At 67.8% G+C, this 12,546-nt stretch carries 12 protein-coding genes; 10 read left to right on the forward strand and 2 right to left on the reverse strand.

The window, feature by feature from the left end; all coding sequences use genetic code 11:
- Positions 1-47: 47 nt before the first annotated feature.
- Positions 48-560, reverse strand: a complete 513-nt coding sequence (locus B5D62_RS08900) for a GNAT family N-acetyltransferase (RefSeq protein WP_085933379.1) — start codon at positions 558-560, stop codon at positions 48-50.
- Between the two features lie 3 nt (positions 561-563).
- Complete coding sequence (locus B5D62_RS08905) at positions 564-866, reverse strand: type II toxin-antitoxin system TacA family antitoxin (protein ID WP_085933380.1); 303 nt, start codon at positions 864-866, stop codon at positions 564-566.
- 464 nt (positions 867-1,330) lie between these two features.
- On the opposite strand from B5D62_RS08905, the gene B5D62_RS08910 reads away from it, so the two are divergent.
- The 10 genes from B5D62_RS08910 (at position 1,331) to B5D62_RS08955 (ending at position 12,475) form a co-directional block, all read left to right on the forward strand.
- Positions 1,331-2,284, forward strand: coding sequence for an ArdC family protein (locus B5D62_RS08910; RefSeq protein ID WP_085933381.1), 954 nt, complete (start codon positions 1,331-1,333; stop codon positions 2,282-2,284).
- A complete protein-coding gene (locus B5D62_RS08915; protein WP_085933382.1) occupies positions 2,281-2,652 on the forward strand; it encodes a DUF2958 domain-containing protein in 372 nt (123 codons plus the stop codon). The genes B5D62_RS08910 and B5D62_RS08915 overlap by 4 nt, the downstream gene beginning before the upstream one ends.
- 172 nt (positions 2,653-2,824) lie before the next feature.
- Complete coding sequence (locus tag B5D62_RS08920) at positions 2,825-4,978, forward strand: ParB/RepB/Spo0J family partition protein (RefSeq protein WP_085933383.1); 2,154 nt, start codon at positions 2,825-2,827, stop codon at positions 4,976-4,978.
- A gap of 59 nt (positions 4,979-5,037) precedes the next feature.
- Positions 5,038-5,259: a hypothetical protein gene (locus B5D62_RS08925; RefSeq protein ID WP_085933384.1), complete on the forward strand. Its 222-nt coding sequence runs from the start codon at positions 5,038-5,040 to the stop codon at positions 5,257-5,259.
- Positions 5,260-5,331: 72 nt separating this feature from the next.
- Positions 5,332-5,985 (forward strand): hypothetical protein, encoded by a 654-nt coding sequence (locus B5D62_RS08930; protein WP_085933385.1) that lies wholly within the window; start codon positions 5,332-5,334, stop codon positions 5,983-5,985.
- 1 nt (position 5,986) lies between these two features.
- Complete coding sequence (locus B5D62_RS08935) at positions 5,987-6,181, forward strand: hypothetical protein (protein WP_085933386.1); 195 nt, start codon at positions 5,987-5,989, stop codon at positions 6,179-6,181.
- Between the two features lie 73 nt (positions 6,182-6,254).
- Positions 6,255-6,680, forward strand: coding sequence for a hypothetical protein (locus B5D62_RS08940; protein WP_085933387.1), 426 nt, complete (start codon positions 6,255-6,257; stop codon positions 6,678-6,680).
- Complete coding sequence (locus B5D62_RS08945) at positions 6,677-6,919, forward strand: DUF6117 family protein (protein ID WP_085933388.1); 243 nt, start codon at positions 6,677-6,679, stop codon at positions 6,917-6,919. Before B5D62_RS08940 ends, B5D62_RS08945 begins: the two co-directional genes overlap by 4 nt.
- A gap of 139 nt (positions 6,920-7,058) precedes the next feature.
- Complete coding sequence (locus B5D62_RS08950; RefSeq protein WP_085933389.1) at positions 7,059-11,414, forward strand: bifunctional class I SAM-dependent methyltransferase/DEAD/DEAH box helicase; 4,356 nt, start codon at positions 7,059-7,061, stop codon at positions 11,412-11,414.
- On the forward strand, positions 11,414-12,475 hold the full coding sequence (locus B5D62_RS08955) for a DUF7146 domain-containing protein (protein WP_085933390.1): 1,062 nt from the start codon (positions 11,414-11,416) through the stop codon (positions 12,473-12,475). The genes B5D62_RS08950 and B5D62_RS08955 overlap by 1 nt, the downstream gene beginning before the upstream one ends.
- The last annotated feature ends 71 nt before the right edge of the window (positions 12,476-12,546 follow it).

The raw sequence follows: 12,546 nt of genomic DNA on the forward strand, positions 1-12,546 counted from the left end.
CGCTCCTCTTCTATTTCCTTAAGATGCGTTCAACATTGGCGCATTAATTAATCGAACAGCCGCCGGATATCTGTCATCGGCCGAAACAGCTTCATTGGCTGATCCGGAAATGGCAGAAAGCTCTCCCGTTCGTAGAAGCGCCGCGCGTTCTCATCCTTCGCATCCACGATCACCGCGAAAGACGCGATCTCGCTCCGGGCCGCCCGATACAGGGCATCGGCCAAGAGAAAGCGCCCATAGCCTTTTCCCTGGTGATGCCGATCCACTGCGAGTCGCCCCACAAGCGTCGCCGGGACCAGCGGATATCTCGGCAGCTTCCGCACCGTTTGCGCCGGCAGCTCGGCGATCTGCACAGACGTCGCGGAGAGCGTGTAGTATCCCGCGATCATCCCATCCAGCAGCACCAGGACGAAAGGCGCGGCCATATTCTTCCGTGCGTCCTGTCCTGCCTGTGTCCGAAAATATCTGTCGAGTGGCTCTACCCCACTCTCAAACTCCGATCGGTCATGGCTTGAACTTAGCGGCTCGACGCGGAGCTTTTCTTCGATACTGCGAGGCACGCGTCAGACGCCGGCACGTTGGCGATAACGGCGGACCGTCTCACGAAGGCGATCATTGATCGGCTTCGGGTTCAGCAGCGCATCAACGAACGCCTCGCTGTCACGCAGTGAGAGAGCGAGTTGGCTGTGTTCCTCGATCGCGCGTCGGGCGGCGTCCTGCACGCTTGTAAGCACGAAGTCTGTCACAGTCCGCCCCTGAAGTGCCGCGGCACGCTCGATGAGCTTCTTCTGCTCGGCCGTCACGCGGGTCTCAAGACGCTCACCGCGAACCCGACCACGAGTCGGCTTCCGGATTGCTTCGGCCATCTCAATACCTCCATCTCCTCGATCTGATATATTGTACGGCCAATGGCCGGGTAATTCAAGTGATCTTCAAGGTCGGGTTGCGAGAAGGCCTCCCTGCTCCTGGTCCTGCTTCACGGATTCAGTACCAGAAGGCCGTCAGCCGAGCGCGGCACCCACGGCCGATCGCTGCCTTCGGCAACTGGGATGGACCGAGCTTGCTGGCCAGGGCTGGAAAAGCTCACGGCGGAGCTGCAAACGCGGCAAGTTTGAATTCATTGGCTGGATCGTAACCAAGCTACGATATTCCGCATCAATCTAAATGAGAAAGCCTTCCCCTGCGGCCAAGCCGCGGTCTCGAGCCGACCCCTTCTAGCGGGGAGACCCCGCAACGCCCCCCATAAAGAGAGTGAGAGTGCGGACCGGGTTTGCCGTGACGGGTTGAGGGCTGGAGGAGAGGCCTCCGGCGCCCGTCGCGGAGAACCGCGATGTTCAGACACGACCGCCATGCTCGCGCCGGCGCCGACCGGACGAGTCTCTACGACGACATCACCAACAAGATCATCGCCGAGCTGGAGGCCGGCCGCGTGCCCTGGGTCCAGCCCTGGGGCACGGCGGCGGCGAAGGCGCCGCTCGCCATGCCGGTCAACGCCGCCACCGGCCGCGCCTATTCCGGGATCAACGTGCTGATCCTCTGGGGCGCGGTCGTCGAGCATGGCTTTCCGGTCCAGAGCTGGCTGACTTTCCGCCAGGCGCTCTCGCTCGGCGGCCATGTCCGCAAGGGCGAGCGCGGCACCACCGTCGTCTACGCCGATCGCTTCATTCCAGACGACGAGAAGAAGCGCGCGCAGGAGACCGGCGAGGAAGCGCAGGCCATTCCGTTCCTGAAGCGCTTCACCGTGTTCAATGTCGCGCAGTGCGAGGACCTGCCCGACGGCCTTGCCGTCGTACCGCCCGCGCCGGAACCCGGCCTGATCGAGCCGCGCGTCGAGGCGCTGATCAAGGCAACCGGTATCGATTTCCGCATCGGCGGCGACCGCGCCTTCTATGTCCCGGCGCAAGACTACGTCCAGGTGCCGCCGCCGCAGTCTTACTTCGAGCCTATCAACTGGCACCGCACGGCCCTGCATGAGCTCGGCCACGCCACGGGCCATGCGTCGCGTCTCGGCCGCGACCTATCGGGCTCCTTCGGCTCGAAGAAGTACGCCTTCGAGGAACTGGTCGCCGAGATGAACGCGGCCTTCTGCTGCGCCTCGCTCGGCATCAATCCGACCGTGCGCCACGCCGACTACATCGGCTCGTGGCTGGAGGTGCTGCGCGAGGATAATCGCGCCATCGTCCGCGCCGCGTCCCAGGCGAGCAAGGCGGCCGATTGGCTGCTGGCGTTCCTCCCCGAAACGGAGATCGCCGGCGAACCCGCGAACGACAGGAGGGCAGCATGATCCTCCTGACCGACGACCTGCGCGAGCGCCTGCTCGCCAATGGCCTTGAACGCGGCGCTGACCATGTGCCCGTCGTCAAGTTCTTCAACCCGCTGGGCCAAGGCATCTGGCTCGCGACCGAACTGGACGCAGATGGCCATACCCTCTTCGGCCTCGCCGATCTCGGCTATCCTGAGCTCGGCAGTTTCTCGCTCGAAGAACTCGCTTCGATCGTCCTGCCGTTCGGCATGGGGATCGAGCGCGACATTCTCTTCACCGGCGACTTTCCGATCTCGGTCTGGGCGGAAGCCGCCCGCCAGGCGGGAAGCATCCGGGCGGCCGAGCGCATCCTCTACCGAGCGGCTTCGCCTCGACGTGACGGCGCGTGACACCTATCCTGAAACCCGCCGCGCCGGAGATGCGCGTTTGCGCTTCTCCGGTTCTACGCCCCTCCGGATCGCCGGAAGGCGCCGTCCTCAGAGTGAGAGGGCGGCGCTTCGCTTCGTGACGGGTTGGAAGCCGGGAGAGAGGCTCTCGGCGCCCGTCGCGGAGTATCCCGACATGGCAAAGGCTGCCAGGAAGATCGTCTTCTCGCGCTCGCGCGACATCCCCTTCAACAAGCTCGTGCTCTCGGAGTCCAATGTCCGGCGCACCCGGCCGGAGGTTGAGCTCGACGAGCTGGTCCACGACATCGACCGGCGCGAGGACCTCGTGCAGGGCCTCAACGTTCGCGCCATCCTCGACGCGGACGGCAACGAGACCGGCATGTTCGAGGTGCCAGCGGGCGGACGCCGCTATCGCGCCATCGAGCGCCTCGTGAAGGCGAAGCGATTCCCGAAGGACGGGCTCGTCCCCTGCATCGTACGCAAATCCGACACCAGGATCCTCGCCGAGGACGACTCCCTCGCCGAGAACCTGCTTCGCGCCGGGCTTCATCCGCTCGACCAGTTCCGCGCCTTCCAGGACATGCTTGACAAGGGCATGACCGAGCAGGAAATCGCCGCGGCCTATCTCACGACCGTCCAGGTCGTGAAGCAGCGGCTTCGCCTCAACGCCGTCTCGCCCCTGCTGCGCGAGGCCTATGCCGAGGAGCGGATGACGCTCGACATGCTGATGGCCTTCACCGTCAACCCAGACCACCAGCGCCAGGAGCAGGTGTGGGAGGCCGTGCAGCATTCCTACAATCGGCAGCCCTGGCATATCCGCCAGCTTCTTACCGAGACCACGATCCCGGCCTCCGACAAGCGCGCGCGCTTCGTCGGCATCGATGCCTATGTCGCGGCCGGCGGCGCCGTCCTGCGCGATTTGTTCGAGGACGATGACGGCGGCTGGCTTGCCGATCCCTCGGTCCTTCACCGCCTGGTCAGCGAGAAGCTGAAGACAGTCGCGGATGGGATCGCGAGCGAAGGCTGGAAGTGGATCAAGATCGACCTCGACCTGCCCTACGGCTACGACCACGGCCTGCGCCAGATCGGCGGCACCTTCGTCGATCTCACCGAGAAAGAGCGGGACGAACGCGAGGCGCTGCGCGCCGAGTACGACCGGCTCGAAGCGGAATATGACGGCGCCGACGATCTGCCGGACGAGATCGACCGGCGCCTGGGCGAGATCGAGGAGGCGCTTGAAGCCTTCGAGAAGCGTCCCGTCGTCTATGACCCCGCCGACATCGCGCGCGCCGGCGTTTTCGTCAGCGTCGATCGAGACGGCGACCTCGTGGTCGATCGCGGCTATGTGCGGCCCGAAGACGAGGCGCCGATCACCGTCGGACGCAGCGACGCCGAAACCGACGGAGAATCCGACGGGGACGATGCTCCCGCGGCGCCGTCCGCTCAACGCGCCGTCATCACGATTGGCGGCCAGGGCACGGACGCGGACGATGACGAGGAGGACGACGCCATCAAGCCGCTGCCCGAGCGGCTGGTCATCGAGCTCACCGCCCATCGCACGCTGGCGCTGCGCGACGCGGTCGCCAACCATCCGCATGTCGCGCTGACGGCGCTCCTACACAGGCTGGTGCTCGATGCGTTCAAGCGCAACGCGCACGGCTGCGCCGCCGAGGCGTCGGTCCGGGAGGTCCACTTCCCCGTCCAGGCCCCCGACCTGAAGGACAGCGCTTCCGCCAAGGCCATCCAGGCACGCGTGGAGGCCTGGGAGGCGGACATGCCGCTCGATGACGACGATCGGCTGTGGGACTGGATCGCCGGCCTCGACGATGCGAGCCGCCTCGCGCTGCTCGCCCACTGCGTCAGCTATGGCATCAACGCGCTCTACGAGCGCCCGAATCCCCATAGCGGCTATGGCGTCACCCAGCACGGTCTCGATCGGCGCATGCGCGATGCCGATCGGCTGGCGCGCGCCACCGGCCTCGACATGGTGGAGGCCGGCTGGCGGCCGACGGTGGCGAACTATCTCGGCCGCGTCACGAAGAGCCGGATCGTCGAAGCCGTGCGGGAAGCGCTCGGCGAGGAGAAGGCTCAGCTCATCGACCATCTCAAGAAGCCCGAGATGGCCAAGGAGGCCGAACGCCTGCTCGCCGACACCGGCTGGCTGCCGGAGCCGCTGCGGTCCGCCGATCGCGATGCGACGACCTCGGTCGATGTAAGCGGAGGTGAAGGCGATGAAACACTGCCGGCCTTCCTCGCCGACGATGAGGACGAGCAGGCGGATGACGGCGAAGGCGATGCCGACGACCCGGCGATGATCGCCGCCGAGTGACGCGACCACGGCGGGAGCGGCCTCGCCGCTCCTGCCGCCCCACAATCAGGAGCAATCCGATGACCAAGCTCAGCTCGGCCACGCCTCGCCGCGTCGTCTTCCAGTATCTCGTGCCCGTCCATGTCGAGGTCGAGGACGGCCTCGTCTGCAGCGTGACGGTGATCGACGAAACGCCCGTCGAGAACCCGACCGTCGTGGAAGGCGATGCCGACTATCTCGAAGCGGCGGTGAAGGCCGCTGATGACGGCCAGCCCTGGCCGTCATGGCAGTTCGGCTCCTAGCCCGACCTTCTCTCCATCCAACCCCAACAGCCCGGCCATCGCGCCGGGCTTTCGCGTTTTCAGGAGGCTGTCATGCCCACCTATACCGTCGAGACCACCTACCGCGTGCCGGTCTACCGGCAGCGCACCTATCATGCCGCGACACCGGCCGAGGCCTGTCGCCAGGCCATCGAGGACGATGACTGGTCCAACGACAAGCTCGACTACGAGGCCGCCGGCGAAACCTATGTCACCGGCATCTGGATCGGCGCTGACGCCGCCTATTCGGGCGAGGCCGTCCCGGTCCCGTCGCACTTCGATGAGACCATTCAGCGGAAGGCCGCGCACTTCGAGGTGCTGTTCGGCCTTCTGAAGATCGTCATTGCGGATGAGGTCGCCCAGCGGCGCACGGATGCCTACTGGCTCGCACGGGCGAGCGCCGCGGTCGCGAAGGCCGAAGCGATCCTTGCTGGAGCGCGCGATCCCGACGAACCCGTCACGGCTCCACGCCCACGTCACGTCCTCGCGCAGCTCCAGGAGGACCGCGTTCGGGACCAGATTGGCGCGATCATCGAGACCGATCCGGAATTCGCAGGTGTGACCGCGGACGCCGTGCCGGACGCTGACATTCACAGTGCATGCGTGTCCGTCGCCGCCAACATCGACTTGTCGGAGGAAGTCGGCGCGGCGGAATTCCGCGCGGCGCTCGCCGCCCTGCGAGCGGCGAAGCAGGCGGACGGAGGCTGAGATGCACAGCACCTATCTCCGCCTCGGCGTCACCGTCTGGGACAGCGACCGCACGGTGATCCGCGCGGCACGGCGCAAACTCACGCGATCGGCACGGCGCGATCCGGCGAAGCGGGAGGCCCGCAAGCAATTCTACCGCGAGATGCTGGCGCATCACGCCAACGCGCAGCGCCTCGTCGCTGAATTCCGGCTCTGACCCACCGACCGCAATCTCCTTTCTTCAACCAGCCCGGCCATCGCGCCGGGCTTCGTCGTTTCAGGAGCCTGACATGGCTGACTTCTTCACGCACTTCTCCTGCCTTCTCGATGTCCGCACGCCGGAGAACGCCGCGCGTGCGCTCGATCTCTACAATCGCATGATGGAGGAGAACGCCGCCGATGACCCGCCATCCGAGGCGTTCCTCCTCTCCATCCAGCCCGAGCATGGCGGAACGCGGCTCTGGATTCGCGATGACACGACCGGCGATCCGCAGGCCGTCATCGAATTCGTGCTCCGCTGCGCCGAGGAATTCGGCCTCACCGGACGGTGGGGCTTTCAGTGGGCGAATACCTGCTCGCGCCCGCGCGTGAACGCCTTCGGTGGCGGCGCGCATGTGCTCGATCTCGGCCGCCGCAAAACCGTCGCGTGGATCGCGACCAATGGCTGGCTCGACCGCACCTTGTCCACCCGGCCGGGAAAGCGAGGTGCGCCATGAGCATCCCCGATCACGCCCGCGCCAATTTCGCGACGCTGCTCCGTGCTGCGGCGGACGGCAACCTCGCGCTCATGGAATGCACCGATGCCGTTACCGGCGAGCCGCGCTACGTCATCTGCGCCGTGGGGCGCGACGGCACGGATTTCGTGTTCACGCCGTTCGGCCATCTCGCCGACGGCAACCCCTTCGACGCCTACGTGCCGCCATCAGCAACCCTGCCGGACGAACCGACTCCCTGATTCTCGCGTGCGTGGCGGCGCGCGGTGAAGGCTGCGGGACGAGAGGGAGAGCCTGGCCGGGACGGGTTTGAGCCGGTGCGGTCCAGAGAGAGAGCGCCGGCCGGCTCGCCCGTCTCCGCTCTCCCAGAGGTTCCCCGACATGACCCTGTCCACCGCTCTCGCGGCCGCGCCCGCGGCCGCGGCGTCGCCACTTGCACCCCGTTCCGGCGCCGCCGCGTGCACTGTTGCGGCTGCCCACCTTCTCCTTCCTCATCTCGAACAGGGTCGTCAGGTTGAGGCGGCGATCCTTCGCGCCGCGATGGAGCATGCCCTCGGCGGCTCCGATGCTTCCGGCGCCTGGGACTGGAAGACGGCCTACGACGCTTGCGAGGCCGCGACCGTCCTGTTTCTCCGCAAATTCGGAAAGGCGCTTCTGCGCAAGGCCGGTTCTCCGGCCGTCGCTCTTCCCATGCTGAACAAGATCGTCGGCCTCCTGCCGACGCACACACGCCGCTCGATCGAGAGCGAAGCCTTCCAGCAGTTCTCGACGCCGATTCCGCTTGGCCTCGCGGTCGCGACGGCCGCTGCCATTGCGCCCGGCGACCGCGTGCTCGAGCCCTCGGCCGGGACCGGCCTCCTCGCCATCCTCGCCGAGATGGCGGGCGGAGCGCTTGTCCTCAACGAGCTGGCGGAGACCCGCGCCGGCCTTCTCGCCCTCCTCTTTCCGCACATCGCCGTGAGCCGGCATGACGCCGCGCAGATTCACGATCACCTCGACGCCGCAATCGTTCCGAGCGTCGTGATCATGAACCCGCCCTTCTCGGCGATGGCCAACGTGCAGGGCCGCATGGCCGACGCCGCGCTCCGCCATATCGGCTCAGCACTGGCTCGGCTCGGCGAAGGCGGCCGCCTGGTTGCGATCACCGGCGCCAATTTCGCGCCCGATGCACCGGCCTGGCGCGACACCTATGTCCGGCTTCAGGAGCGCGGCCGCGTCGTCTTCTCCGCCGCCATCGACGGCCGCGTCTATGCCAGGCACGGCACGACGTTCCCGACGCGGCTCACCGTGATCGACAAGCGTCCGGCCGACGATCCCACCATCTTCCCGGCCGCGCCCGGTGTCGCGCCGGACGCCGCCACGCTGCTGGCCTGGGTCACAGAGCACGTTCCGACGCGGCTGCCGGTCGACGCCTCGGTGGGGACACCCGTTGTCACCACAGCGCGCACGGCTCGCCGCTCCGTCGCGCGCAGCGCGCGCGCGGCCCCTCAGCCCAGCGCCGCCTCTAAACCCGAAGGCGTCGAGTTCGCCTATGAGACGATCGACTGGATGCCGCCGCAAGGCGCGCGTCTCTCCGATTCCATCTACGAGGACTACGCGCTCCAGAGCATCCGCATTCCCGGCGCTCAGGACCATCCGACGCAGCTCGTCCAGTCGGCGGCGATGGCCTCCGTCGCGCCGCCCAAACCGAGCTATCGTCCGCGCCTGCCCGCGAACATCCTGAACCTGCTCTCCGGCGCCCAGCTCGAAACCGTGATCTATGCCGGCGAAGCGCATTCCGGCTATCTCGCCGGCGCCTGGACGGTGGACGAAACGCTCGACGTGGTGACCGCCGCCGCCGAGGACGCCGAGGGCGCGGTCCGTTTCCGGCGCGGCTTCATGATCGGCGACGGCACGGGCGTCGGCAAAGGACGCGAGGCCGCCGGCATCATCCTCGACAACTGGCTGCAGGGCCGCCGCAAGGCGTTGTGGATCTCGAAGAGCGACAAGCTGATCGAGGACGCGCGGCGCGACTGGTCCGCGCTCGGCATGGAGCGGCTGCTCATCACGCCGCTCTCCCGCTTCCCGCAGGGCAAGCCGATCACGCTGCGGGAAGGCATCCTATTTCTAACCTACGCCACGCTGCGCTCCGACGACCGCGGCGAAAGGCTTTCCCGCGTCAAGCAGATCGTTGAATGGTTGGGCTCCGGCTTCGACGGAGTGATCATTTTCGACGAAGCGCACGCCATGCAGAACGCGGTCGGCGCCAGGAGCGAACGCGGCGATCAGGAGGCCTCGCAGCAGGGCCGCGCGGGCCTGCGGCTCCAGCACGCGCTACCCGATGCGCGCGTCGTCTACGTCTCCGCCACCGGCGCGACCACCGTGCACAACCTCGCCTATGCACAACGGCTAGGCCTCTGGGGCAGCGATGACTTCCCGTTCTCAACCCGGGCCGAGTTCGTGGAGGCGATCGAGGCCGGTGGCGTCGCGGCGATGGAGGTGCTCGCCCGCGACCTGCGCGCGCTCGGGCTCTACACCTCCCGCTCGCTCTCCTTCGACGGCGTCGAATATGAGCTGGTCGAGCACGCGCTGACGCCCGAGCAGACCTGCATCTATGACGCCTATGCCGACGCCTTCGCGATCATTCACAACAACCTCGACGCCGCCATGCGGGCGGCCAACATCACCGGCGGCAGCGAGGGCGGATCGGGCACGCTGAACCGGCAGGCCAAGGCCGCCGCGCGATCGGCGTTCGAGAGCGCGAAGCAGCGCTTCTTCGGACACCTGCTCACCAGCATGAAGACGCCGACCCTGATCCGCGCGATCGAGCGCGACCTCGAGCAAGGCCATGCCGCCGTCGTCCAGATCGTGTCGACGGGCGAGGCCCTGATGGAGCGGCGCCTCGCGGAGCTGCCGACCGACGAATGGAACGACGTCCGCGTCGACATCACGCCCCGCGAATACGTCCTCGACTATCTCGCCCATTCCTTCCCGGTCCAGCTCTACGAGCCTTACACCGACAGCGAGGGCAAGCTGTCGTCGCGTCCGGTCTATCGCGACGGCCAGCCGGTCGAGAGCCGCGAGGCCGTCGCGCGCCGGGATGCCCTGATCGCGAAGCTCGCGAGCCTGCCGTCCGTCCCCGGCGCGCTCGACCAGATCGTCCAGCACTTCGGCGCCGACATGGTGGCCGAAGTGACGGGGCGCTCCCGCCGCATCGTCCGCAAGCCGGGCAGCGCCGGCCGAAGCGACCGTCTCATGGTCGAGACCCGCGCCGCGTCCGCCAACCTCGCCGAGGCGCAGGCCTTCATGGATGACCACAAGCGCATCCTGGTCTTCTCCGACGCCGGCGGCACCGGGCGCAGCTACCACGCCGAGCTTTCCGCGAGGAACACGCGGCTGCGCGTGCATTACCTGCTCGAGCCCGGCTGGAAGGCGGACACGGCCATCCAGGGCCTCGGCCGCACGCACCGGACCAACCAGAAGCAGCCGCCGCTGTTCAGGCCGGTCGCGACGAACGTCAAGGCCGAGAAGCGCTTCCTCAGCACGATCGCGCGCCGGCTCGACACGCTCGGCGCGATCACGCGCGGCCAGCGCGAGACCGCCGGCCAGGGCCTGTTCCGGCCGGAGGACAATCTGGAGTCCCACTATGCGCGCGACGCGCTGCGCCAGCTCTATCATCTGCTCGCCCGCGGCAGGATCGAGGGCTGTTCTCTCGAGCGCTTCGAGGCGGCCACCGGCCTCACGCTCACCGATGCGAACGGGCTCAAGGACCAGTTGCCAGGCATCAGCACGTTCCTCAACCGCATGCTCGCGCTGACCATTGAGCTCCAGGGCGTGCTCTTCACGGCATTCGAGCAGCTCCTCAACGCCCGCATCGAGGGCGCCATCGCCGCAGGCACCTACGATGTCGGGCTGGAGACGCTGCGCGCCGAGAGCTTCGTCGTCACCGGCCGGCAGATGATCTATACCCATCCCGGCACGGGCGCCGAGACGCGGCTCCTCACCATCGCGCAGCGCCAGCAGAACCGGCCCCTCACGCTCGGCGAAGCCTTGAGCCGGCTGCGCGAGCGCGACGCGCGGCTTCTCGTCAACGCGCGATCCGGCCGCGCCGCCGTGCAGGTCCGTGCCCCATCCGTCATGCTCGACGACGGCGAAGTCGAGTACCGCGTCCGCCTGATCCGGCCGATGGAAGCACCGAACGTGCCCGTCCGCACGATGGCGGAGAGCCACTGGCAGGATGCCGACGAGGCGAGCTTCGCGGCCGCCTGGACGGCCGAACTGGCCGAGGTCCCCGCGTTCACCGACTCCACCCTGCACATGGTCTCGGGCCTGCTGCTGCCGATCTGGAAGCGGCTCCCGAACGAGTCGACCCGCGTCTATCGCCTGCAGACCGACGACGGCGAACGCATCATCGGCCGCAAGGTTTCCCCGGCCTGGGCGGCCACGGCCACCGCGACCGGCCTGCCTTCGCTGACGCCTGACGAGGCCTTCTCCGCCTTGATCGAGGGCAAGACCGTCATCGACCTCGCCGAGGGGCTTCAGCTTCGTCGCGTCCGGGTGATGGGCGGTCATCGCATCGAGCTGTCGGGCTTCACCGACACCATGCGCGAGCGGCTCACGGCCTACGGCCTCTTCCACGAGATCATCTCGTGGAAGCTGCGCCTGTTCGTGCCCACCGACGTCAGCGGTCCCGCGATCCTCGCCAGGGTGATGGACCGCTATCCCATCGAGCGGGTCGCCGAGCGGGAGGCGGTGTGATGTCCCGGCTCGACGCTTCCGAACTGGCACGCCGGCTCGCGCGCAATGCCGAGGCGGTGTGCCGCCACTACCTGTCCAACGGCCACCGGGAGGGCCGCTACTGGATGGTGGGCGACGTGCGCAACGCCCCCGGCCGCTCGATGTTCGTGCGCCTCATCGGCCCGGAGAGCGGCAAGGGCGCGGCCGGCAAGTGGACCGACGCCGCGACCGGCGAGCACGGCGACCTGCTCGACGTCATCCGTGAGAGCTGCGGCCTCGTGGATTTCGCGGATGTCGCGAGGGAGGCACGCGCCTTCCTCAGCCTGCCGCAACCCGAACCGCAGGCGAGGGAGCGTCGGCGGATGGTCCAGCCGGCGCCCACTGGCTCCCCGGAAGCCGCGCGGCGGCTGTTTGCCATGTCGCGGCCGATCCACGGCACGCTCGCCGAGACGTATCTCCGCCGGCGCGGCATTACGGCTTTGCATGGAACCGGATCGCTGCGCTTCCACCCGCGCTGCTACTACCGGCCGGACGAGCATTCCGCCACGGAGACCTGGCCCGCCATGATCGCCGCCGTCACCGATCTCGACGGCCGCCTCACCGGCGCGCACCGGACCTGGCTCGATCCCAACGGTTTCGACCCCGTCCGTCTCGGCAAGGCGCCGATCGACACGCCGCGCCGCGCGATGGGCGATCTTCTCGGACACGCCGTCCGCTTCGGCATCGCCGGCGACGTCATGGCCGCGGGCGAAGGCATCGAGACAATGCTCTCGCTCAGGATGGCGCTGCCCGACATGCCGATGGTCGCCGCTCTGTCGGCAGCCCATCTCTCGGCCATCCTCTTCGCCGACACACTGCGCCGGCTCTACATCGCGCGTGACGACGATCCGGCCGGCGATGGCGCGATGGCCGCGCTGATCGAGCGCGCGTCCGCCGACAGCATCGAGGCGATCGTACTCTCGCCCAGGCTCGCCGACTTCAACGAGGATCTCCGGATGCTCGGCCCCAACGTACTGCGCAAGGACCTTCGGGCGCAGATCGCGTCCCGGGATGCCGCTCGCTTCATGGCCGACGCCGCATAGCCCTGATGAATGGGGACGTGCGGCCGGAACGGATGATGGGGCTCGCCGTCACACCGGCGGCCGATGCTCCT

This window comes from Enhydrobacter aerosaccus, from assembly GCF_900167455.1.
GTDB classification, from domain to species: Bacteria; Pseudomonadota; Alphaproteobacteria; order Reyranellales; family Reyranellaceae; genus Reyranella; species Reyranella aerosaccus.